Here is a 23,430-nt window from a genome sequence, read left to right as displayed (position 1 = left end):
CAAGGTCGGCGATGAGTCACGTCTGCTGTAAGCGTCCGGCCGCTGCACGTCGGTCAGGTGTTGACGTGATTTCCGCTCTTCCAGGCCCAGGGCAGCAGCTCGTCGAGGCGGTTGACGGGGTGGCCGTCGACCATGCGCTCGAGCACATCGCGCAGGTAGGCGAAGGGCTCGACGCCGTTCATCTTGGCGGTCTCGATCAGCGATCCGACCACGGCCCAGCGGTCGCCGCCGCCGTCCGAGCCGGCGAACAGGTGGTTCTTGCGGCCCAGGGCGATAGGCCGGATCGCGCGCTCGACGGGGTTGTTGTCGAGGTCGATGCGGCCATCGGTGAGGAACAGGCTGAGGGCGTCCCAGCGGCCCAGGGCGTAGCGAATGGCCTCGGCCAGGGCGCCGCGCGGCGGCACGCGGGTGAGCTGACGTTCGAACCAGGCGTGCAGGGCATCGACCAACGGACGGGAAGACTCCTGACGCGCCGCCCGTCGCAGCGCCGCCGACTGGCCGCGCACCTGGGCTTCGATGGCGTAGAGCTCGCCGATCCGGCGCAACGCCTCGACGGCCACGGGCGCCTTGGTGGACTCGGCGATCTCATAGAACTTGCGCCGAGTGTGCGCCCAACAGGCCGCCAGCTTGACGTCCCCGGACGCCGTCAGCGGTTCGAAGCCGGCATAGCCATCGACCTGGAGAACGCCCTTGAACCGGCCCAGATGGGCGGCCGGGCGCTCGCCCTTTCGGTCCGGCGCATAGACATAGACCGTGCCCGGCGGCTCGGGTCCGCCCCAGGGTCGATCATCACGGGTGTAGGCCCAGAGGCGCCCGGTTTTGGTCCGGCCCCGGCCAGGATCCAGCACCGGGATCGGCGTATCGTCGGCGAACAGATGGCCGCTGGCGAACAGGTTTTCGGCCAGCCTGTCGTGCAGGGCTTGCAGCCACCAACAGGCTCCGCCGACCCAGCCGGCCAGTGTCGAGCGTTCCAGATCCACGCCATGCCGAGCAAAGATCTTGGACTGCCGATAGAGCGGGGTGTGGTCGCAGTATTTGCTGACCAGCACCTGGGCCAGCAACGCTGGCGTGGCCAGGCCGCCGTCGATCGGTCGCTCCGGCGCCGGCGCCTGGACCACCGTGGCGCAGGCCCGGCAGGCATACTTGGGGCGCACGATCCGGATCACCCGCATCTGCGCGGGGACCCAGTCCAGCATCTCGCTGACGCTCTCGCCGATGCTGTGCAGCGCGCCACCGCAGGCGCAGACCGGGCTGGCGATATCGATCAACCGGTCTTCGCGCGGCAGGTGGTCGGGGAGCGATTTGCGCTTGGGCTGAGCCCTCGCGGGCGCCGGCAGGATGTCGGGCCGGCGCGCTTCGGCGGCGGCCAGATCGGTCTCGACATCCTCCAGGGCCAGCGCCAGTTGATCGGCGTCCAGGCGCTCGGACCGGCGGCCAAACTGGGCGCGCTGGAGCTGCTTGATGATGGCTTTGAGCCGCTCGATCTCGCCGTCCCGCTCACCGACGAAGCCAGCCATTTCGCGCACCAACTGATGCAGCAAGGCCGTGTCGGTAGGCAGGTTTTCGAGATCCAGCCGCATGCCCGATTCTACTATTTTCGGAGTCCGCGACCAAGCACTTTCCCCTTATTTGACAGGGGTTTTGGCGTGGTTTCAGCCGGCGATGGCGGGCCTCCAGGTGCGCTCTGGGAACCGCCAGTCGATGCCTTCGATCAGCATGGCCAGTTGTGCGGGCGTGAGCACGACGCAGCCGCCTGGCGTGGTGATATGGGGCCAGATGAAGCGCCCGCGTTGCAGTCGCTTGGTGAACAGGCACAGCCCCGTTCCGTCCCAGTAGAGCAGCTTGATGGTGTCGGCCTTTCGTCCCCGGAAGGCGAACAAGTGGCCCGAGAACGGGTCTTCCTTCAGCAGGTCTTGCACCAGCATCGACAGGCCGTCGAAGCCCTTGCGCATATCGGTTTGACCCAGCGCCAGATGCACCTTCACGCCGGAGGGGATGATCATCATCGCGCCGCCTCCCGCTGGGCCACGTACCGTCGGACCTCGTCCGGATCGCTCCCGGGCGGCGCGAAGACCCGGCGTCCGTCGCCAAGATCGACCGCCACCGCGCCTTCGGGAATGGGCAAGGGGATGCCCGCCGTGGGCGCCTGGCCCGCTGCCTTGAGGCCTTCGCCAACCAGGCGAACGCGAGCCAGCCGGGCGCGCTGGTCCTGGCCAAGGCCCATCTGGGCGCGCCACCGGAACACCATGCTGGTGACCACGCCGTGCTTCCTGGCCACCGCGCTGACCGTGGCGCCGGGCGCCTGTGTCTCGGCGACGATGGCGCGCCTTTGCTCGTCGTTGAACGTCCGGCGGCTACTCCGACCATCACCGTCGCGGACGGTCCTGGTCGCGCCCGTCAAGCCGGATTCCGGCGTCCGGGCCTTAGCACTAGTGCTTCGTCTGGGGCCCACATACGGGCGGGCGCTGGGATGAACGAGCTCTCGCCAATCGATCCCAAGGGGGTCTTCGTCCAGGCGTTGACGCCACTGACGCAGCGACGACGGTGTCAGTCGATGGGCGCTGGCGTACTCTGCGGCGCTCAGTCCGCTCCACAGTTGGGCCTCGACGTGCATGGCCCAGAACGCCTGCACGGCCCTGTTGCGGACCTCGCTGGCGGAGCGTCGCGGCGGAGGCTTTCGCTTGCTCGAAGGCTTGTGCTGCAAGGCGTCGGCGTCACCGATCTTCTTCAGCCAACTGCTGAAGACGCCGGGTTTGAGCTGGTGCTCGCCGCAGTACGCCGCGCGCGACAGACCGCTCAGCCGCCAGGCCTCGATGTGGACCGCCCAGTAGGTCCGCAGTCCTCGGTTTTGGTAGCGCTTCGACGCCACGGCCGACCTCCCTCGATCATCAGGAGCCCGACATGGTTCGTCTCATGGAAGGAGAACAAGAGTGCAACAACCGAACGCAAACCGTCTGCTCGCCCGACGAAGCCGAAGAAAAGCGCAAATGCGCGTGTGCAATTCGCGCACAATATGCGGAATAAGTTATTGATTTTTATGTAAAAATACACCAATCCATCATCGGCGCGACGGAGAATCTATGGCTTCGAAAGGCGTCATTTTTATCGCAGATTCAATGCATTAAGAGCGGCGAAGTCCGAAGGCCGCACCTGAAGGCGCCCATGTCTTCTCTATGTTCCGACATTTCACCGTACGCATGGCCTACACGAAAATGGCGGACTCTGGGAACCTGCCGCTCGGCGCCTGGCGAGCCGTCATCCATCGGGGCGCTATATAGGCGAGACGTTCAAGCCGCGCGAGGACGCGCGGCGTTGGGCCACGGCCACGGACATATCCCCCGCTTCGGCTCCAAGCGCCGAGATCGCCATAGGCATGGGCGCGAGCTCGTTTCCAAGGCCGCCGGCGCCCTGGCGAGATCATGTTGAGGATCGACGCTTCGCCACGCGGGCGGCGCGTTGATAAGACCCGTTTGGGTCTATCTATAAATCCGATCGGGAGGCCTTCGACGGGGGTAGCGCCCGATCAGGAAGCAAGAATGACACGCTATCAGGTTGATCTGGCCGGGACCCGGCACCGCTTCGAGACGCTGGCCGAAGTCCTGGCCAAGGCCACGCCGTCGCGCTCGGGTGATCACCTGGCGGGGCTGGCGGCCCTGTCGTCCGAGCAGCGCGTCGCCGCGCGACTGGTTTTGGCGGACCTGCCTTTGACGACCTTTCTCGACGACTTGGTGGTTCCCTATGAAACCGACGAAGTCACCCGGCTGATCATCGACCGTCACGACGCGACGGCTTTCGCCCCCCTGCGCGCCCTGACCGTGGGGGGCTTGCGCGAATGGCTGCTGGACGACCGCACCGACGAAGCGGCCCTCAAGGCGGCCGCCCGCGGCCTGACCCCGGAAATGGTCGCCGCCGTGTCCAAGCTGATGCGAAACCAGGATCTGGTGTCGGCCGCGCGCCGGATCGAGAACGTCACGGCCTTTCGCAACACCATCGGGCTGCGAGGCCGCCTCTCGACCAGGCTGCAACCCAATCATCCCACCGACGACGCCAAGGGCGTGGCGGCCTCCATCCTCGACGGCCTGCTGCTGGGATCCGGCGACGCGGTCATCGGCGTCAATCCGGCGACCGACGACATTCCCACCATCGGCCGGTTGCTGCGCCTTCTCGACGAGCTCCGCCAGGGGCTGAATATCCCGACCCAAAGCTGCGTGCTCACCCACGTCACCAACACCATCGCGCTGATCGGCCAGGGCGCGCCCGTGGATCTCTGCTTCCAGTCGATCGCCGGAACCGAAGCGGCCAACCGCGGCTTCGGCGTTTCCCTGGACCTCCTGGCCGAGGCCCATCACGCCACCCTGGCCCTGGGGCGAGGATCGGTCGGGACCAACGTGATGTATTTCGAAACCGGCCAGGGCTCATGCCTGTCATCGGACGCCCATCACGGCGTCGACCAGCAAACCCTGGAATGCCGCGCCTATGAGGTCGCCCGCGCCTACGCGCCGCTGCTGGTCAACTCCGTCGTCGGCTTCATCGGCCCCGAATATCTCTACGACGGCAAGCAGATCCTGCGCGCGGCGCTGGAAGACCACTTCTGCGGCAAGCTCCTGGGCCTGCCGATGGGTCTGGACATCTGCTACACCAACCACGCCGAGGCCGACCAGGACGACATGGACGTCATCGCCACCCTGCTGGGCGTGGCCGGAATCAGCTTCATCATGGGCGTCCCCGGCGCCGACGACGTGATGCTCGGCTATCAGTCCACCAGTTTCCACGATGCGCTTTACCTGCGCGATGTCCTTGGGCTGCGGCCCGCGCCCGAGTTCGAGGCTTGGCTCGCCGAGGTTGGACTGACGGACGCCGCGGGCAAGCTGGTCAGTCCGGATTCGCGCCTGCCATCCCTCGAGCGGGTTCCAGCCTTGGCGGCGCTCTATGGCTGACCTGATCACCTCCTCGAGCCTGCGCGAGCGTCTTCGCGCCTACACCACCGCGCGCGTAGCCATGGGCCGGGTCGGCAGCGCCGTCCTCACGCGCGACATGCTGGACTTCCAGCTGGCTCACGCCCGGGCCCGCGACGCCGTCCACAATGGCTTGCCCGAAGGCGCCTTTGGCGTCGCTTTGCACGGCCAGCCCGTCGTCGAGGTCCGCAGCCAGGCCCCCGACCGGGCGACTTATCTGATGCGACCGGATTTGGGTCGGCGTCTGAATCCCGAAGACCTGCCGCGCTTGGCGCGTGAGCGCGCCCAGTTGGCGATCGTCATCGCCGACGGCCTGTCGGCCACCGCCGTCCTGGCCCATGCCGCGGACCTGGCCGGCGCGGTGATCGCCCGCGCCGGGCGCTGGCGGGTCGGGCCGCTGGTGGTGGCGCGCCAGGCGCGCGTGGCGCTGGGCGACGATATCGGCGAGGCGTTGGGCGCGGACCTGGTGGTGGTGCTGATCGGCGAGCGTCCAGGCCTCAGCGCGGCTGACAGCCTATCGGTCTATCTCACCTGGAAACCCGTGCGCGGCCGCATGGATAGCGAACGAAACTGCATCTCGAACATCCGCCCGCCCGAGGGCTGGAGCATCGAGGCCGCCGCCGACGAGATCATGCGCATCGCCGCGACCGCGCGCCTGCTCGAGAAGACCGGGGTGGGTCTGTTCAACGGCGACGTGACCGCCTTGCCGGCGGGCTGATTGAATCAATCAGATCGAATAAAAGATCTTCAATTCAAAAGTTTAGAGCTTTTTTCGATCCGATGACCGTTTCCCACTTGTTGAAAAATGCTCTAGCCGCCGCCGCGCTCCACGGCCAAGCTCCGTAACAACCCGGGGGGCGACATCGGCGCCGCCTTGGATTAAAGCCGGTCTCGTGACTCGTTCGCCGCTCCAGCGCCGTTCCTTCGCCCGCGCCGTCTTCATGACGCTCGCGGCGCTGGCGGTCGCCTTCAAGGTGATGATCCCGGCCGGCTTCATGACCGCGCCCGATCCGCGCAACGGCCTGCCGTTCTCTTTGGTGCTCTGCACCGGCGACGGCGCCAAGCTCGTCCAGCCCGGAGAGGCGCTGGCCGGTCATCACGACAAGGACGCCGACAAGTCCGCACACGACTCGCCCTGCCCGTTCGCCAGCCACGGCGCGGCGGCCCCGCCGCCGAGCCCGTTCACGGCGACCAAGGTCGCGTTCGTCGCCTATCTCGACGTCCCGCCCGCGCGGGTCGTCCACCTCGCCCCCGGGCGAGGCCTCGCCGCCCCGCCCCTGCCGGCGCGCGGTCCTCCAAGCCAGCTGATCTAGAGCCTCCGGCCGCCGCTGGAGCGTAGCGCGCCGCCTCGCGGACGCCTCCACTCGCGCGCGCCGCTCCGCCTTTCAGTCTTGCTTATCCGGCGCGCCAAGCCGCGCCCAAGGACCTACCATGAAGTCTCTCCTCCTGGCCGCCACGGCCATCGCCGCCTTCGTTCCGCCCGTCGCCCACGCCGCCGACAAGCCGGACGCCGACACCCAAGTCTCGTCGGTCATCGTCACCGCCCGCCGCAATCCCGAGGACCCGCCCGTCGTCGCCGACGCGCGCAAGCGCCTGTCGGAGACCCCCGGCGCGGTGTCGGTGATCTCGCAAGAGAGCTACATCAACCGCCAAACCCTGGCGCTGGACGACATGCTGCGCGACGCCCCCGGCGTCTACGCCCAACGCAAGTGGGGCGGCGACATCCGCATCTCGATCCGCGGCTCGGGCATCGGCAACGCCAACCACAATCGGGGCCTGCTGATCGCCCAGGACGGCGTGCCGCTGAACGAGGCGGACGGCTATGGCGACAGCCAGGTCGCCGATCCGCTGAACACCCGCTACGCCGAGGTCTATCGCGGCGGCAACGCCCTGCGCTTCGGCGGCGCCCTGCTGGGCGGGGCCATCAACATGGTCACGCCGACGGGCAAGGACGCGGGCTTCTCCAACCAGATCCGCATCGACGGCGGCTCCTATGGCCTGCTGCGCGAGCACGTCGCCATGGCCCGCCAGTTCGGCGACTGGGACGTCTACGCCGCCGCCACCAACCAGACCAATCAGGGCTGGCGCTCGCAAAGCCAGCAGAACATCCAGTTCGGCAGCCTGAACATCGGCCGTTCGTTCGGCCAGGACCGCGAAGTCCGCTTCATCGTCAACGGCTCGAACATCAACCAGGAGATCCCCGGCGCGCTGACCCTGGACCAGTTCAACAAGAACCCGCGCCAGACCCCGGTCGCCAACATCAACGCCGATCAGGGCCGTAACCAGCGCGGCGTGCGCGGCTCGCTGCAGACGACCTGGCGTCTGAACGATCAGGTCGTGTTCCAAGGCGCGGTCTATGCGGTGTGGAAGGATCTGGACCATCCGATCTTCCAGGTCATCGACCAGCAAAGCCGCAACTACGGCGCCTTCGGCCGCTTCGACTGGGACGGCGAGATCGGCGGCAAGCGCGCCGACGCCTTCTTCGGCGCCTGGTACCGCCAAGGCGACCTCGACTCCAACTTCTACGTCAACAATCGCGGGGCGCGCGGCGCGCCGACCTCGCGCACGCTGCAGAACGCCAAGGCGATCGATCTGTTCGGCGAAGGCCGGCTTTTCGTGACCGATCAGGTCGCCCTCGTGGCCGGCGCGACGTGGGGCCAGGCCAAGCGCGACTACACCAGCTTCGCCGTGCCGGGCGTCAGCTCGACCTTCAATCTCAAGGCCGACAAGACCTACGACTGGATCTCACCGCGCGTCGGCCTGCTCTGGCAGAACGAAGCGGGCGATCAGATGTTCGCCAACCTGACCCGCTCGGTCGAGCCCCCGAACCTCGGCTCGATGTCGCCCATCAACACCGGCTTCACGCCGGTGAAGGCGCAGAAGGCCTGGACGGGCGAGGTCGGGGCGCGCGGCCGTCGCGGACCGTTCACCTATGACGTCACGCTGTATCGAGCCGAGCTCAAGGACGAGATGCTGCAGTACACGCCGGGCGGATTGATCCCGGCCGCGACTTTCAACGCCGACAAGACGATGCACCAGGGGATCGAGGCGGCGCTGGACTGGGCCGTCGCGCCCAAGTGGCGCATTCGCCAGACCTGGACCTATTCGGACTTCCGCTTCAAGGACGACGTCCAGTACGGCGACAACCGTCTGCCGATCGTGCCCAAGAACTTCTACCGGTCGGAAGTCCGTTACGACGATCCGCGCGGCTGGTTCCTGGCGCCGTCGGTCGAGTGGTCGGCCACCGACCAGTGGATCGACTACAAGAACACGAAGAAGGCCCCCAGCTACGCGATCCTGAACCTGAACGCGGGCTGGAAGGTCACGCCGGCCGTGTCGCTGTTCCTCGACGCGCGGAACCTGACCGACAAGGCCTACGTCTCCAACACCCAGGCCGCGACCACCTGGACCGCCTCGACCGCCACCCTGTGGCCAGGCGACGGCCGTTCGGTGTTCGGCGGCGTGACCGTCAACTTCTGATCCGGATCGGCGGCGACTCGCGAGAGTCGCCGCCACTCGCTGTAATCTACCCGCTGGTCGGCGCGTCGCTGATCGCGCCCCTTCTGATCGATCTCATCTTCCGGCGACTGACCTCGCCTTCCCTGAAAGCTGGAGCCTGACCATGAAGACCCTGACCCTGATCGCCTTCTCCGCCGCCGCCCTGGCCTCGGCCGCTCACGCGGCGCCCGCGCCGAAGGTGACCGCGACCGAGGCCTGGTGCCGCCCGACCGTCGCCGGCGCCATGGCCGCCGGCTGCTACGTCACCCTGACGGCCAAGGGCGAGGATCGCCTGATCGGCGTCGAGACTACGGCCGCCGACCACGGTGAAATCCACACCATGTCGATGGACGGCGGCGTCATGCGCATGCGCAAGCTGCCTGATGGCCTGGCCTTGCCGGCCGGCAAGGCCGTGGCGCTGAAACCCGGCGGCGAGCACCTGATGCTGATCGCGCCCAAGTCGGCGCTGAAGGAAGGCGCGAAGGTTCCAATGACCCTGAAGTTCAAATCGGCGCCCCCCCTGACGGTCGAGGCCGTCGTCAAGACGCCGCCGATGCCTGGCATGGCCCACTGATGCGGCGGGCGCTTCTGATCACCGCGGCCGCCATCCTGGCGGCCGCGCCCCTGGCGGCCTGCAACCGCCAGGACGGGGCGGGTCCGGCGCGTTCGCTGGTCAAGATCGGCGGGCCGTTCAACCTGGTCGACATGAACGGCAAGCCGGTCACCGAGAAGTCGCTGCTGGGCAAGCCCACGGCGATCTTCTTCGGTTTCACCTATTGCCCGGAGGTCTGCCCCACCACCCTGACCGACCTGACGGTGTGGCTGAAGACCCTGGGCCCGGAGGCCGACAAGCTGAACGTGGTGTTCGTCTCGGTCGATCCCGAGCGCGACACGCCCGAGCAGATGCGGCTGTATCTCTCGAACTTCGACCCGCGCATCCAGGGCTTCACCGGGACGCCCGCCGCGGTCGCCAAGGCGGCCAAGGCCTATCGGGTCTACTACCAGAAGGTCCCGCAGGAGGGCGGCGGCTACACGATCGACCACTCCTCGTCGGTCTATCTGTTCGACGCCCAAGGCCGGTTCGTCGCGCCGATCCCCTACCAGTCCCCGCCGGATCGGGCGGTGCATCAACTCCAGGCGCTGCTGGCGAAGTAGCGGCCAAAAGAAAAGCCCGGCGACAAGGCCGGGCTTGGAAAGTCAGGGAGGAAACGCCCAGGAAAGGGCAGAGGCATCGGCCTCACGGGGAGGTCAGTTATGATCGCCCCGTCCCCATTCAAGGGGCGTGGACGGAAAAACTTCCCGTTCCGCGCGCTTGGATTGGCCGGGCCGTGTGGTATGAGCGCCGACGACGAGTGCGGGCGTGCGCCCGAAGCGAGCGCCGATCCCATGTCCGACGAGCCGAACGACCTCGACCCCAACACGCCGCCGCGCCAGCCTAGCCCGCCGCGCGACCCGCAGGCGGCGTTGGCCGATCCCGCGCTGGCGTCCGCGCCCGAAGCCACGCCGCCGGCGCCCGAGCCCATGCCCGAGCCGGCGCCTGAGCCCGCGCGAAAGCCCTTCTGGCGGCGGCACATCTGGCTGATCGGCGCGGTAGCCGCCGTTGTCCTGGTCGTCGCCCTGGTCGCCACCCTCTTCTGGTCGCTGCCGCTGAGCCGGGCGCTGGAGCCGCTGAACAATTCGGCCATCGTGCTGGTCGCCAGCGACGGCTCGCCGATCGCCAAGCGCGGCTCCTACAAGGAGGCGCCGATCGACGCGACGAAGCTGCCGCCTTACGTGCCCGGCGCCTTCATCGCCATCGAGGACCGACGCTTCTACAGCCACATGGGCGTCGACCCCAAGGCGATCGCCCGGGCCCTGGGCAAGAACGCCCAGGCCGGCGGCGTCTCGGAAGGCGGCTCGACCATCACCCAGCAACTGGCCAAGAACGCCTTCCTGTCCAGCGACCGCAACCTGCGCCGCAAGGCGCAGGAGGCCCTGATCGCCGTCTATCTGGAGGCCCGCCTCTCCAAGGCCGAGATCCTGTCGCGCTACCTGTCGTCGGTCTATTTCGGCGACGGCGCCTTTGGCCTGCGCGCCGCGGCCCGCCACTATTTCGGCAAGCAACCCGAGCAACTGTCGATCGGCGAGGCCGCCATGCTGGCCGGCCTGGTCAAGGCCCCCTCCCGCCTGGCCCCGACCAACAATCTCGAAGGCGCCCGCGAGCGCATGCGCGTGGTGCTCGGCGCCATGGTCGAGACCGGAACGATCACCCAGGAACAGGCCGACGCGGTCGGCGACGTCTCCCCGATCGAGGTCGAGGACAAGGTGCCGACCGGTTCCTATTTCGCCGACTGGGCCCTGCCCCAGGCCCGCGCCAGCATCGGTCCCCGCTATGGCGAGACCATCGTCCGCACGACCCTGGACCCCAAGCTCCAGGAAAAGGCCGAGAAGATCCTCAACGACTTCATCGAGCGTGACGGCAAGGTCCTGAACATCACCCAGGGCGCCCTGGTGGCCATGCGCAAGGACGGCCGCGTCGTCGCCATGGTCGGCGGCCGCGACTACAAGCAAAGCCAGTTCAACCGCGCCGACGGCGAGCGCCAGCCCGGCTCGTCGTTCAAGCTGTTCGTCTATCTGGCCGCCCTGCGCGAAGGCATGACGACCACCAGCCCGATCCTCGACACCCCGGTGCAGGTCAGCGGCTACATGCCCAAGAACCACGAGGGCAAGTATCGCGACCGCGAGATCCCGCTGATCAGCGCCTTCGCCGCCTCGTCGAACGTGGCCGCCGTGCGCCTGGCCCACGACCTGGGCCCGGCCAAGGTGATCAAGGTCGCCCGCGATCTTGGCATAACCGAGAAGATACCCAACGACCTGACCATGGCCCTGGGCACCGGCTCGATGAGCCTGACGCGGCTGACGGCGGCCTACGCCTCGGTGGCGGCGGGCGAATATCCGATCGTCCCGCACGCGCTGGAGACCTTCAGCAAGCCCAAGACCACGGCCTATGATCCCAAGGTGCTGGCCGGCATGCGCGACCTGCTGCGCTCGGCCACCCATCGCGGCACGGGCCTGGAGGCCGCCATCGACGGCGCCTATGGCAAGACCGGCACCACCCAGAACTATCACGACGCCCTGTTCGTCGGGTACGTCGACGACCTGGTGGTCGGGGTCTGGGTCGGCAATGACGACAACAGCCCAATGAACGGCGTCGTCGGCGGCGGCGAGCCGGCCAAGATCTGGAAGGCCTTCATGCTGTCGGCCCTGGGCCGCGACGTCGCCCTGCGTCCCGCCGAGGATCCGCTGGAGGACCTGGGCCTGCCGCTGGAAGGCGAGATCGGTCCCGACGGCCTGCCCGTCGCCCCGCTGACCGTCCCCGCCGAACCGGCGACGCCCGCCGCGCCGAACAGCGGCGTCCCGCAGGCCCCGCCGCCCGCCGAGCCGCGCCCTTAAGCCTCGTTCAGGTCAGGTTCACACGGCCAAGCTCCAACTGCTCCCGAGGGCCAAGCCCTGGGGAGGTTGAAATGCGTGTTCCTGGTAAGCGGTCCGTGGTCATCGGAGCCTTCGTCGTCCTCGCCGGCCTGACGGTCGCCGCCTGCGCCACGCTCAGCAAGGAGCAGTGCCTGCAAGGCGACTGGCGGGCCATCGGCTATATCGACGGCGCCGACGGTCGGTCGATGAGCCGGATCGAAGACCACGCCAAGGCCTGCGAGAAGACCGGCGTCGCCCCCGACATGAGCCTCTACATCCAGGGCCGCGACCAGGGCCTGATGCGCTACTGCACCGAAATGAACGGCTTCCGCGTTGGACGCCAAGGCCATTCCTACGCCGGGGTTTGCCCGCCGCCCGTCGAGCCGGAGTTCCTGGGCGGCTATGCGGACGGCGAGCGGGTCCACGCCGCCGAGAGCCGCCTTTCCAGCGCCCGCTCCGACCTCAGCAGCGCCGACGCCCGGGCCGACCGGCGCGCGCGAGAAGCCGACGGCGTCGAGGACGAGCTGCGCAATCCCAAGCTGACCGACGAGCAGATCCGCGAGCTGCGCGACCGTCTGCATCGCCTGCGCCGCGAGCGCCGCGAGGCGATCGAGGACGGCCGCCGGGCGGCGGACGCGATCCGCGACGCCGAGCGCGAGGTCGACGACCTGAGGGCCCGCTTCGCGCCGCACTACGGCGGGTGGTGACCTAGTCCGCCACCAGCTTGCCGGCCGGCGGCACGCGGACGATGAAGTGGCCCTTCACGCCCTCGGGCCACTGGCGGTAGGGCACGACGCCCTCCTCGCTCGCGGCATAGGCCAGGGCGTAGTCCAGGATCGCCCGCGCCGCCTGCGCGGTCGGCTCGAAGCGGCCCAGGACGTAGCCGATCTTGCCCGGCGCGCGCAGGTGGACCGAGCAGTGCTGGCCGCAGTTGAACAGGCACGGCATGGTCTGGACCGCCACGCCCGTCCCGTCGGCCGCCTCGCGCAACGCCGCCGCCAGCAGCGCGCCGCCCCGCACGCCGTCCGGACCGTCGCGCTCCTCCGCCGAGAAGCGGCAGGTGTCGCAGACCACCACCGCCGGACCGTCGTCGGCCTCGCGCAGGACACTCAAAACTCGATCCCCGCCTGGGCCTTCACGCCGGCGCGGAACGGGTGCTTGACCTGGGCCATCTCGGTGACGAGGTCGGCGACCTCGATCAGTTCGTCGGGCGCGTTGCGGCCGGTGATCACCACGTGCTTGCCCTCGGGCCGCGCGGCCACGACCTCCAGCACCTCGGCCAGCGGCAGATAGTCGTAGCGCAGGATGATGTTCAGCTCGTCGGCGATGACCATGTCCCAGTCGTCGGGATCGAGGATGCGCGCCTTGATCACCTCCCAGGCCGCGCGGGCCACGGCGATGTCGCGGGCGCGATCCTGAGTGTCCCAGGTGAAGCCCTCGCCCATCGGCCGGAACTCGACCTGGTCGGGAAACGCGTCGAATACCACCTTCTCGCCGGTTGTCATCGCGCCCTTGATGAACTGGATGATGCTGACCCGGTGGCCGTGGCCGATGGCGCGGATGGCCATGCCCAGCGCCGCCGTCGTCTTGCCCTTGCCCGCCCCCGTGTGGACGATCAGCAGGCCCTTCTCGATGTTCTTCTCGGCCATCATCTTGGCGCGAGCCGCCTGGATCGCCTTCATCCTGGCGTTATGGCGCGCGTTCTTTTCAGCCTCTTGGGCCGCCTCGTGGTGCGTTTCTTCGCTCATCGTCCGTCCTTCGCCGGACACCCCGCCGGCCGCGTTGATGTGACGAAGGCCGGTCTCCTGGCTTACGCCCTCCCGTCGCGGCGCCTTCCCAGAACCGAAGCTCCAGTGGCGTGAGGCCGCGACGATCGACGGACGATCACAGTTGCGGGGGCAGCCGCGGATTGGTCACCGCGTTCCCGGAGGCCTTGCGGCCTCCATGCCTTCGAGAACCGGCGTAGGCGCGGCGGGTGGACGGGTCAAGCGGGGATGGCGCCCCGCGCCAAGGTCAAGCTTCGTCCGCACACGGACGCTGTCGCAAAACTGTCGCCGAACTGTGACAAAAGCCCGCTCATCGATCCGGCATGTTCCCCCCAACTTCCCCCGGACGACACAGGATTTGACGACATGAACAAGCTTCTTGGCGCGGTCGCGACCATCGCCCTGCTCGCCGTCGCCGATCAGGCCCACGCGGCCCGCGACTATGTCTGGGCCGCCGGCTCCTCGACGGTGTTCCCCTTCTCCACCCGCGTGGCCGAGAACTTCTCGAAGAAGACCGGCAAGAAGTCGCCCAAGGTCGAGAGCCTGGGCACCGGCGGCGGCATCAAGATGTTCTGCGGCGGTACGGGCGAGAAGTTCCCCGACATCGCCAACGCCTCGCGCCCGATGAAGAAGTCCGAGTTCCAGGCCTGCCAGAAGGCCGGCGTGAAGGACATCGTCGAGATCAAGATCGGCTTCGACGGCATCGTCGTGGCGACCGACAAGCAAGGCCCGGACTTCAACTTCAAGCTCGAGCAGCTGTATCTGGGCCTGGCCGACCAGACCCTGCGCGGCGGCCAGCTGGTCAAGCAGCCCTACAAGAACTGGAACGAAGTCGGTCCTGGCCTGCCCAAGGCGCGCATCCTGGTCTACGGGCCGCCGCCGACCTCGGGCACCCGTGACGCCTTCGTCGAGCTGGCCATGGAAGGCGGCGCGGCCAAGCTGCCGACCCTGGCCAAGATGAAGGGCGAGGACGAGAAGAAGTTCAAGGCCACTGTCTCGCCGATGCGCACCGACGGCGGCTGGGTGGACGCCGGCGAGAACGACAACGCCATCGTCGGCACGATCGAGAAGACCCCGAACGCCCTGGGCGTGTTCGGCTTCTCGTTCCTGGAAGAGAACGCCTCGCGCATCAAGGGCGCGGCGGTCAACGGCGTGAAGCCGACCCCGGCCACGATCGCCAGCGGCCAGTATCCGCTGTCGCGCTCGCTGTTCATCTACGTGAAGAAGTCGCAGGTCGGCGTCACGCCGGGCCTGAAGGAGTTCGTCACCGAGTTTGTGTCGGACGCCGCCACTGGTCGCGGCGGCTACCTGCAGGGCCGCGGTCTGATCCCGCTGCCCCCGGCGCAACACGCGGCGATGAAGAGCAAGGCCGGCGCCCTGCCCGCCATGCCCGCGCCGAAGGAATAACCGAAAGCGTGCAGGCGCACGCTTGACCTTCCGTTCCAGCCGGCGCTCCATGACGGCGGCTGGAACGGAGACGGTCATGACCGACAAGGTCGAAGAGAGGCTGCGCGATCTTGAGGCTCTGGTGGTCCGCCAGGCCGAACGCATCGAGGCGCTGGAAGACTACATCGCTACGCTGATGCAATTCTCGCGGCGCGCGATCATGACGCGTTTCGTCCCGCCCGAAGACGAAGCGGCCTGATCACCTATCCTCCGCCGGTTTCGCGCCCATACGGACGAGCGTCGTCGCAGATCTCGTACCAGGAGGGCTTGTCCGGCGCGTATTCATGAAACTTCACCCGCGCCTCGATGTCGTCGTCCAGGCAGTTGGCCGAGATCGCCAAGATGCGGCCCGCATAGGGGTCGCCGATCGACGTGCCGCAGCGACGACAGAAGACGCGATTGAACCGCATCGGCGGTTTCGGCTGATAGCGGATCAGCAGATTTCGACCCGCCAGCCAATGGAAAGCCTCCGCCCGAACATAGGCATAGGTGCTGGACCCAGCCTTTCGGCAGCGGGAGCAATGGCACGTCCCCATCATCGCGGGCGGCTCGAACAACTCGAACCGCACGCCCCCGCACACGCAGCTTCCCTTGATGGTCAAGCGCATCTCCTTGATAGCCCAAGGAAACTGCGCCCCTCCTGCCGCCAGCGCGGTGTCAGCAGGCTGTGGATGAATCGTGAGACGGGTTGTCGCGGCTCACTTCGGCTTGGCGCGGGACGTCATGCCGGCGGCGGCGGCGTCTTCGGCGACCTGGGGATCCAGCTGAGCGGGCGGCGGCGCGGCGGCCGGGGGCGCTTCCGGCGTGGGAGCGGCCATAGGCGGCGCCGTGGGAGACGACTGCGCTTCCGAGGCTGGAGCCCCGCGCATGGCCGCGTCGGCCGCCTGCTCGGCGGCGGTGGCGCGCGGCTCCATGTAGTCTTCGACGCCGCTATCGTCGGCCAGGTTCAGGAAGAAGATCGCCACGAAGGTGGTTAGGACGCCGAGGACGAAGCCGACAAAGATCCAGCCGAACCGGCCGCCGCGACGCTCGCTCATCCTACCTCGCTTCGATCACGCGCCCTTCCATTGGCGCACCCGGCCCACGTCCACGTGGACGAACCGGCTCTGCGGATAATAACCCACGCCGCCCATGCCGAGATCCAGGGCGGCGGCTCTTACGTGTTCGAGGGCGACGTCCTCCAGATAGATGTCCATCGCCTTGCCCTCCATGTGGAGGCTGTGTTTGGCGACTTCGCCGCTGCGGTTGGACAGCATCTTGTTGGTCGCCGGCGAGCGATAGCCGGAGATCACCTGGAAGGGCGACTTGGCCTCGGTGCGGGCCTGGATCTTGCCCAGAATGTCATAGAGGCCGGGGTCCATCGGGTGGACCTGGTCGTTGCGATAGTCGCGAAGCACCTTGTTCAGGGCCTGGACCGCGTCGGGGACGTACTCGCCGTTCTCCCAGTAGACCGCTTCCAGCTTCTCGCCAGTGTGCACGTTATGCAGATGGACCCAACGCGTCTCGATGGGCGCCGGCGCGGCCGCCGGCGTGGGCGGCAGAACCGGCTCGGCGGGAACCGGAGCCGCGGTCGGATGTTTCCCCTGAAGGATCGCGCCGATGATGTCGTCGTCGGCGCGCGCGGCCGCGAGCGGCAGAAGTCCGGCCCCGAAAGCGCCCAGCCCCCACTGGAGCAGCTTACGTCGATGCATGCGTTTACGCCCTTACCCGACACTGAAGTGGGGGCAGGACACCGCAAGAACGTTAAGAATGCAAGCTGAGCCGGGTCAGAGTGCGGCGATACGCTGCACCAGCTCCTTGTCCCAGCCATACGGATCGTCGCGGAAATTCACCTGCCCGTCCGGCGTCACATAGGCCGTCCAGTACAGCAGGAAGACCGCCATCTGCTGGGGCAACTTGGCCCGCACCGTCTCGCCCGAGGCTAGGGTCGCGTCGATCTTTTCCGGCGTCCAGACCGGGTCGCCGGCCATCAGGAGCTTCACCAGCTCGATCGGCTTTTGCAGGCGCACGCAGCCGTGGCTGGCCAGGCGGCTGAAGCTGTCGAACTTCGAGCGGCTGGGCGTGTCGTGCAGATAGACGCCGTAGGGGTTGTCGAAGTCGAACTTCACCTGCCCCAGCGCCGCCTTGGGGCCGGCCTTCTGCTGCAGGCGCGAGCCGCCGTCGCCCGTCGGGATGACGATGAAGTCGTTGCGCGCCAGATAGCCGGGGCTGGCCTTTTCCTTGGGCCAGATCTCCTTGGCGGCGATCGACTGCGGCACGTTCCAGGGCGGGTTCAGGACGATGCTGTGAATCAGCGACGACAGCATCGGCGTCTCGTCGCCCGGGCGGCCGGTGACGGCGCGCATGGTCAGGGTCGGGACGTCCTGCTGGAACACCGACATGACCGCGGCGGCGACGTTCACCTGGATGCGATCGGCCGGCAGGGTCTGGGGCAGCCAGCGCCAGCGCTCCATATTGGCCTCGATCTGGTCGATGCGGCGCGCGATGGGCACATTCAAGGCGCGCAGCGTGCCCGGTCCGACCACGCCGTCGGGATCGAGGCCGAAACGCTTTTGAGCGCGTTGCACGGCCTGGACCAAGGCGGGATCATAGAGGTCGCTTCCGGTCCGGGCGACCGTGGCGTCCTCGACGGATAGACGCGCCCGCAGGACCTTCACGCGCGGATCGGTCATGCCTTCGGTCAGGCTGGGGCCTGACGGCACCACGCTCCAACCGCCCTTGGCCGCGAGACCGCGATAGGTCGCAAGGCCCGTCATCAGCGTCTGATAGCCCGTATACGGCGGCGGCAGGCTGGCCAGCCACGCGGCGATCCGATCCTGCTGAACGGCGGCTGCGAAGTCCGGCGCGGGGTCGTAAGCGTCCGGCCGCAGCCCCCACTCGGCCATGAAGGCGCTGGTCGGCAGGCGGCCCACATGGACGGCGCGGGCATAGGCCAGGGTCAGGTCGATCAGCTGCGCCTGGCCCTTGGCGCGGGCGGCCGGGTCCTGGCCGGCCAGCAGCGCCATCGCCGCGTCCGGCGCGAACGTCTCCGGCGGCAAGCCGTGGGCGTCCGCGCCGCGCAGAGCCTGGGCCAAGGCGTCGGCCTGGGCGGCGCTCAAGGAGAGGGTCGTCAGGTCGACCGCCGGCTTGGCGGGAACCACCGGAACCGCCTGCACCTGGCGACCGGCGGCGACGGGCGGGCTCTGGGATTGGGCCAAGACCGGCGAGACGGGCAACACGCTCAGCGCCGCCGCCAGGACGCCGCAGGATCTCAAGACTCGCTTCACCGTCACTCTGTCCGTCGCCTTCGCGCGGCCGCGCCGCGTCTTGAAGTTCAGATGGTCGCCTGGACCTTCGCCGTCAACGCGACAGACCCTCGCCCCACCCTTCCGCCGCGCCGTCGCGACGGATTTCTCGAAGACAGGAACCCGCAAGCCACACTGTTGGTTTCAACCGGCGAACGGGGACCCCTGGGGGCGGCCCGAGGGGGCGCTAGGAACAAGACCTTGGACAAGAAGACGCTCGACCTCTTCCCGATCGGCAATTGCGCGGTCAGCGCGCTGATCGACACCGCCGGCCGCTTCGTCTGGGCCTGCGCGCCGCGCGTGGACTCCGATCCGGTGTTCAGCGCCCTGCTCGACGACGCCGATCCCGACGGCCAGGACGCCAAGGGCCTGTGGGACGTGCAGGTCGACCGCCGCGCCGAGGTCCGCCAGGGCTACATCCGCAACACGCCGATCCTGCGCACCGAGATCGCCGACCTGGACGGCGCGCGGCTCGAGATCATCGACTTCGCCCCGCGCTACGAGCAGTTCGGCCGGATCTTCCGCCCCACCGCCTTCATCCGCCTGATCCGGCCGCTGGTCGGGGTGGCGCGCATCACCCTTCGCCTGCGCCCCACGGCGGGCTGGGGCGCCAAGGTCGCCGAACACACGCGCGGCTCGCACCACATCCGCTATCTCTGCTCGGACATGACGATGCGGCTGACCACCGACGCGCCGGTCTCGCACATCCTGGAGGAGCGCACGTTCCGCCTGGAAAAGCCGATCGCCATGTTCCTGGGCGCCGATGAAGGCTTCGAGGCTCCGGTGGGCCCGACCTGCGAGCGGATGCTGCGCGAGACCGAGAGCTATTGGAAGCACTGGGTGCGGGGGCTGGCCGTGCCTCTGGAGTGGCAGACGGCCGTGATCCGCGCGGCCATCACCCTGAAGCTGTGCCAGCACGAGGAGACCGGCGCCATCGTCGCGGCGCTGACGACCTCGATCCCCGAGCACGCCGACAGCGGCCGCAACTGGGACTACCGCTACTGCTGGCTGCGCGACGCCTATTACGTGGTCCAGGCCCTGAACCGGCTGGGCGCGGTGGACGTGCTGGAGAACTATCTCGGCTATCTGCGCAACATCGTCGACCGGGCCCAGGGCGGCCACATCCAGCCCCTGTTCGGCGTCGGCTTCGAGGAGGTGCTGACCGAGCGCGTCGCCCCCGACCTTCCCGGCTATCGCGGCATGGGGCCGGTGCGCGTGGGCAACCAGGCGTTCGAGCACATCCAGAACGACGTCTACGGCCAGATCGTGCTCTCGACGGTGCAGGCCTTCTTCGACGAGCGCCTGCTGCGGCCGGCCACGATCGACGACTTCGAGGCGCTGGAGCCGGTCGGCGAGCAGGCCTTCCGGCTGCACGACCAGCCCGACGCCAGCCTCTGGGAGTTCCGGGGCCGCGCCAACGTCCACACCTATTCCTCGGCCATGTGCTGGGCCGCGTGCGACCGCCTCGGCAACGCCGCCGAGAAGCTGGGCCTGACCGAAAAGGCCGCCTTCTGGAACGGCCGCGCCGCCCATGTGCGCAAGGTCATCGAGGACCGCGCCTGGAACGCGGAGCTGGGCCGCTTCGCCGCCACCTTCGAGGGCGACGAGTTGGACGCCTCCCTGCTGCAACTGGTCGACCTGCGCTTTCAGAAGGCCGAGGACCCGCGCAATCTCGCCACGCTCAAGGCCGTCGAGGAAGGCCTGCGGCGCGGGGCCTACCTGCTGCGCTACGCCATCCCCGACGACTTCGGCTCGCCGCAGACGGCGTTCAACATCTGCACCTTCTGGTTGATCGAGGCGCTGCACCTTCAGGGCCGATCCGAAGAAGCCCGCGCGCTGTTCGAGGACATGCTGAGCCGCCGCACCGGCGCGGGCCTGCTGTCCGAGGACATCGGCTTCGCGGACGGCGAGCTGTGGGGGAACTATCCGCAGACCTATTCGCTGGTCGGGCTGATCAACTGCGCGGTGCTGCTGAGCCGCCCCTGGACCTCCGTCCGTTAGGCTTTCGCAAGGCCCGGATGTTGCAATCTTGGCAAGCACTGAAATCCGGACGCCACATGCGGCAGGCATCGGCGATCTTGGGACTTTGAGACTTCGGAGACGTTCCTTGACAAGCCACAAGCTGGCCCTGGTCGGGTTCATGGGATTTGTCGCGGCCGGCGCCGCCCACGCCCAGGACGCCAAACCCGCCGCCCCCGCCTCCCAAGCCAAGCCCGCCGCCGCACCGGCAGCGACGCCTCAGCGCGCGCCGCAGACGGCGCAGAAGCCAGTGACGCCCGAAGACCTGGACACCGAGGTCGAGGCCATCACCATCACCGCCAGCGGCAAGCCCTATGGCGCGGTGCTTGGCGACATTCCGCCCGAGGAGACCTTCAGCGCCGCCGACGTGCGCTCGTTCGGCGTCTCGTCGATGGAGGACCTTCTGACCGAGCTGGCGCCCCAGACCACCAGCGGGCTCGGCGGCGATCCGGTGACGCTGCTGAACGGCCGCCGCATCTCGGGCCCGGGCGAAATCCGCGACATCCCGACCGAAGCGATCCAGCGCGTCGAGATCCTGCCCGAGGAGGTGGCCCTCAAGTACGGCTACACCGCCGACCAGAAAGTCGTGAACATCGTGCTGCGCCAGCGCTTCCGGGCCCAGACCGTGGACGCCACGGTCGGCGGCTCTACCGAAGGCGGCCAGGCGACCGAGCAGCTGAACTGGAGCCAGCTGCGCCTGAACCGCGACGGCCGTACCAACCTCGCCATCAAGATCCAGAACGCCGACGAGCTGCTGGAAAGCGACCGCGATCTGGTCAGCCGCAGCAACAGCGGCCTCTACGACTTCACCGGCAATATCTCGCCCGCGTCTGGCGGCTCTCTGACGGCGCTGAGCGCCCTCGCCGGCTCGCCGGTAACCGTCGCGGGCGTCCCCGCCTCGGCCGCCGGCGCCGCTCAGCCCCTGTCCGCCTTCCTGCCGGGCGCGAACCGCGCCAACGCCAGCGACATCACCGATGATCGCACCCTGCTGCCGCGCAATCGGCAGGTATCGATCAACAGCGTCACCAACCGCTACATCCTCGACAACGTCTCGGCGACGCTGAACCTGGGCCTGACGGCGTCGCAGAGCGACTCCCTGCTGGGCCCCGCCCGCGCGCGCCTGGTGATCCCCGCCGCCGATCCCTTCTCGCCCTTCGGCCAGGACGTCGCCCTCTACCGCTATCTCGGCGACCAGGACGCCCTGGGTCAGACCAACCGCAATCTGGCGGGCCACGCCGGCTTCACCCTCAACCGCGACACCGAGACCCTGCGGCTGTCGCTGACCGGCAATTACGACCACGCGGTCAGCAAGACCGAGACCGATCGCAGCGTCGATGTGACCGGCGCGCAGGCGCGTCTGACCGCGCTGGACCCGACGTTCAATCCGTTCGCGCCGCTGACGGGCCTTTCCGTCAACGCTGACCGCGCTCGCTCGACCACCGACAGCGGCGACCTGCAGTTCGTCGCCAACGGCGCCCTGGCGAAACTCCGCGCCGGCGACCTGTCGACGACCCTGAAGCTGGGGGTCACCGGCTCGCGCCTGACGGCCACCTCGCGCCGCTCGGGCGTGGAGAGCGACAGCGAACTGTCGCGCGGCGACGCCAACGCCCAGGTCAGCTTCGACCTGCCGCTGGCCAGCCGCCGCAAGGGCGTGCGGGCCGGGATCGGCGACCTGTCGACCAACCTGAACCTGGCCATCCGCTCGGTTTCGGACTTCGGAAGCCTGACCACGATCGGCGGCGGGGTGAACTGGTCCCCCATCAAGCCGGTCAGCTTCATCGTCTCGGCCACCCGCCAGGAGAACGCCCCCAGCATCAGCCAGCTGGGCAATCCGCTGATCACCACGCCGAACAGCCAGATCTTCGACTATGTGCGCGGCCAGAGCGTCGACGTCACCCGGATCAGCGGCGGCAACGCCGACCTGCGGGCCGAGACCCGAAACGTCCTGCGCCTGGGCGCGACCTACAAGCCCGACCAGATCCAAGGCCTGTCCCTGACCGCCAACTACAGCCGCGTGCGGGTCGACAACCCGGTCGCCAGCTTCCCGGCCGCCACGGCGGCGGTGGAAGCGGCCTTCCCCGACCGCTTCACGCGCGACGCGAGCGGCGTGCTGACGCGCATCGACACCCGGCCCGTCAACTTCGCCAAGCGCGAGAGCGAGCAGTTCCGCTGGGGCTTCAACTTCTCGCGCCAGATCGGCAAGGCGCCAGCGCCTCAGCCGGGCGACGCCCGTCCGCGCTTCGGCGCCGGGCAGGCCGCGCCGTCGGGCGGCGACACGGCGGATCGTCCGCAGACGCCGGCGACCGAGACCCCGTCCGATCCCAACGCCCAGCAGCAGGCCCAGGCCCCAGCGGTTGGCGACACCGTCCCGCGCACGGGCTTCGACGGCGGCGGACGCGGCGACGGCGCGCGCGGCCCTGGCGGCGGGTTCGGCGGCGGCTTCGGCGGTCGGGGGGGCGGCGGCGGCAACCCGCGCGCCACGCGCCTGCAATTGGCGCTGTTCCACACCGTCCACCTGAAGGAGCGCGTGACGATCGCCGACGGGATTCCGGTCCTCGACCTCCTGAACGGCGACGTGATCGGCTCGGGCGGCGGCCAGGCGCGCAACGAGGTCGAGGCCCAGGCGGGGATCACCCGCTATGGCCTGGGCGCGCGCGTGACGGCCAACTGGAAGAGCGGCACGCACGTCGACAGCGGCGCCGGCGGCGCCACGACGGATCTCGACTTCTCCAGCCTGGCGACGGTCAACCTGCGCCTGTTCGCCAATCTCGGCGTCCGGCGGGACCTCGTTCAGAAATATCCGCTCCTGCGTGGGACCCGCCTGACCCTGGCCGTCAACAACCTGTTCGACGAGAAGCAGACCGTCCGCGACGCTAACGGCGTCATCCCCGTGACCTACCAGCCGGACTACCTGGATCCGCGCGGCCGGGTGGTGCAGTTCAGCGTGCGGAAGTTGCTGTTCTAAGACCCTCGTCCGGCCCCTCACATCCCCCGCACAAACCCGTGAGCTTC

21 protein-coding genes and 1 riboswitch are annotated in these 23,430 nt (G+C 68.5%); of the genes, 12 read left to right on the top strand and 9 right to left on the bottom strand.

Going from position 1 to position 23,430, the window contains the following annotated elements; all coding sequences use genetic code 11:
- Positions 1–53: 53 nt before the first annotated feature.
- The 3 genes from CSW60_RS20475 to CSW60_RS20465 form a co-directional block, all read right to left on the bottom strand.
- Complete coding sequence (locus CSW60_RS20475) at positions 54–1,580, bottom strand: IS66 family transposase (RefSeq protein WP_062095310.1); 1,527 nt, start codon at positions 1,578–1,580, stop codon at positions 54–56.
- Between the two features lie 72 nt (positions 1,581–1,652).
- The gene (gene tnpB / locus CSW60_RS20470; RefSeq protein WP_062095312.1) at positions 1,653–2,006 is read right to left on the bottom strand and encodes an IS66 family insertion sequence element accessory protein TnpB; all 354 of its coding nucleotides are present in this window, start codon (positions 2,004–2,006) and stop codon (positions 1,653–1,655) included.
- The gene (locus tag CSW60_RS20465; RefSeq protein ID WP_062095314.1) at positions 2,003–2,869 is read right to left on the bottom strand and encodes a transposase; all 867 of its coding nucleotides are present in this window, start codon (positions 2,867–2,869) and stop codon (positions 2,003–2,005) included. The genes tnpB and CSW60_RS20465 overlap by 4 nt, the downstream gene beginning before the upstream one ends.
- 667 nt (positions 2,870–3,536) lie before the next feature.
- Here CSW60_RS20465 and CSW60_RS20460 point away from each other — a divergent pair.
- From CSW60_RS20460 to CSW60_RS20420, 8 genes are all read left to right on the top strand, one after another.
- On the top strand, positions 3,537–4,937 hold the full coding sequence (locus tag CSW60_RS20460; RefSeq protein WP_099538973.1) for an ethanolamine ammonia-lyase subunit EutB: 1,401 nt from the start codon (positions 3,537–3,539) through the stop codon (positions 4,935–4,937).
- On the top strand, positions 4,930–5,673 hold the full coding sequence (gene eutC, locus CSW60_RS20455) for an ethanolamine ammonia-lyase subunit EutC (protein WP_099538972.1): 744 nt from the start codon (positions 4,930–4,932) through the stop codon (positions 5,671–5,673). Before CSW60_RS20460 ends, eutC begins: the two co-directional genes overlap by 8 nt.
- 175 nt (positions 5,674–5,848) lie before the next feature.
- Positions 5,849–6,268 carry a DUF2946 family protein gene (locus CSW60_RS20450; RefSeq protein WP_236634321.1) on the top strand — a complete coding sequence of 140 codons (420 nt, stop codon included), beginning with the start codon at positions 5,849–5,851 and terminating at the stop codon, positions 6,266–6,268.
- Between the two features lie 118 nt (positions 6,269–6,386).
- Entirely contained in the window at positions 6,387–8,435 is a 2,049-nt protein-coding gene (locus CSW60_RS20445) for a TonB-dependent receptor domain-containing protein (RefSeq protein ID WP_099538971.1), read from the top strand.
- A 142-nt stretch (positions 8,436–8,577) separates the two neighbouring features.
- A complete protein-coding gene (locus CSW60_RS20435) occupies positions 8,578–9,027 on the top strand; it encodes a copper chaperone PCu(A)C (RefSeq protein WP_099538969.1) in 450 nt (149 codons plus the stop codon).
- A complete protein-coding gene (locus CSW60_RS20430; protein WP_099538968.1) occupies positions 9,027–9,608 on the top strand; it encodes an SCO family protein in 582 nt (193 codons plus the stop codon). The genes CSW60_RS20435 and CSW60_RS20430 overlap by 1 nt, the downstream gene beginning before the upstream one ends.
- A gap of 99 nt (positions 9,609–9,707) precedes the next feature.
- A complete protein-coding gene (locus CSW60_RS20425; RefSeq protein ID WP_099538967.1) occupies positions 9,708–11,885 on the top strand; it encodes a transglycosylase domain-containing protein in 2,178 nt (725 codons plus the stop codon).
- A gap of 71 nt (positions 11,886–11,956) precedes the next feature.
- Positions 11,957–12,610: a DUF2799 domain-containing protein gene (locus tag CSW60_RS20420; protein WP_099538966.1), complete on the top strand. Its 654-nt coding sequence runs from the start codon at positions 11,957–11,959 to the stop codon at positions 12,608–12,610.
- Position 12,611: 1 nt separating this feature from the next.
- On the opposite strand, the gene CSW60_RS20415 is transcribed toward CSW60_RS20420, so the two are convergent.
- On the bottom strand, positions 12,612–13,016 hold the full coding sequence (locus tag CSW60_RS20415) for a DUF1636 domain-containing protein (protein WP_099538965.1): 405 nt from the start codon (positions 13,014–13,016) through the stop codon (positions 12,612–12,614).
- Positions 13,013–13,651 (bottom strand): cob(I)yrinic acid a,c-diamide adenosyltransferase, encoded by a 639-nt coding sequence (gene cobO / locus CSW60_RS20410; protein WP_099538964.1) that lies wholly within the window; start codon positions 13,649–13,651, stop codon positions 13,013–13,015. Before cobO ends, CSW60_RS20415 begins: the two co-directional genes overlap by 4 nt.
- A 29-nt stretch (positions 13,652–13,680) precedes the next feature.
- Positions 13,681–13,870: riboswitch (cobalamin riboswitch) on the bottom strand.
- Positions 13,871–14,035: 165 nt separating this feature from the next.
- Here cobO and CSW60_RS20405 point away from each other — a divergent pair.
- Together CSW60_RS20405 and CSW60_RS23540 are read left to right on the top strand one after the other, a co-directional pair.
- On the top strand, positions 14,036–15,076 hold the full coding sequence (locus tag CSW60_RS20405) for a substrate-binding domain-containing protein (protein ID WP_099538963.1): 1,041 nt from the start codon (positions 14,036–14,038) through the stop codon (positions 15,074–15,076).
- Positions 15,077–15,152: 76 nt separating this feature from the next.
- Positions 15,153–15,314 carry a hypothetical protein gene (locus tag CSW60_RS23540; RefSeq protein WP_161495666.1) on the top strand — a complete coding sequence of 54 codons (162 nt, stop codon included), beginning with the start codon at positions 15,153–15,155 and terminating at the stop codon, positions 15,312–15,314.
- A 4-nt stretch (positions 15,315–15,318) separates the two neighbouring features.
- On the opposite strand, the gene CSW60_RS20400 is transcribed toward CSW60_RS23540, so the two are convergent.
- From CSW60_RS20400 to CSW60_RS20385, 4 genes are all read right to left on the bottom strand, one after another.
- The gene (locus CSW60_RS20400) at positions 15,319–15,717 is read right to left on the bottom strand and encodes a GFA family protein (RefSeq protein ID WP_099539200.1); all 399 of its coding nucleotides are present in this window, start codon (positions 15,715–15,717) and stop codon (positions 15,319–15,321) included.
- 96 nt (positions 15,718–15,813) lie between these two features.
- Entirely contained in the window at positions 15,814–16,152 is a 339-nt protein-coding gene (locus tag CSW60_RS20395) for a hypothetical protein (RefSeq protein WP_099538962.1), read from the bottom strand.
- 15 nt (positions 16,153–16,167) lie between these two features.
- Positions 16,168–16,806, bottom strand: coding sequence for a DUF882 domain-containing protein (locus CSW60_RS20390; protein WP_099538961.1), 639 nt, complete (start codon positions 16,804–16,806; stop codon positions 16,168–16,170).
- Positions 16,807–16,881: 75 nt separating this feature from the next.
- Positions 16,882–18,381 carry a murein L,D-transpeptidase gene (locus CSW60_RS20385; protein ID WP_099539199.1) on the bottom strand — a complete coding sequence of 500 codons (1,500 nt, stop codon included), beginning with the start codon at positions 18,379–18,381 and terminating at the stop codon, positions 16,882–16,884.
- Positions 18,382–18,600: 219 nt separating this feature from the next.
- On the opposite strand from CSW60_RS20385, the gene CSW60_RS20380 reads away from it, so the two are divergent.
- On the top strand, positions 18,601–20,400 hold the full coding sequence (locus CSW60_RS20380) for a glycoside hydrolase family 15 protein (RefSeq protein WP_099538960.1): 1,800 nt from the start codon (positions 18,601–18,603) through the stop codon (positions 20,398–20,400).
- Positions 20,401–20,506: 106 nt separating this feature from the next.
- On the top strand, positions 20,507–23,383 hold the full coding sequence (locus tag CSW60_RS20375; RefSeq protein WP_099538959.1) for a TonB-dependent receptor: 2,877 nt from the start codon (positions 20,507–20,509) through the stop codon (positions 23,381–23,383).
- Positions 23,384–23,430: the final 47 nt, after the last annotated feature.

Origin of the sequence: Caulobacter sp. X (genome assembly GCF_002742635.1) — a bacterium.
Lineage (GTDB): Bacteria > Pseudomonadota > Alphaproteobacteria > Caulobacterales > Caulobacteraceae > Caulobacter.
This window is presented reverse-complemented; position numbering and strand designations above follow the sequence as displayed.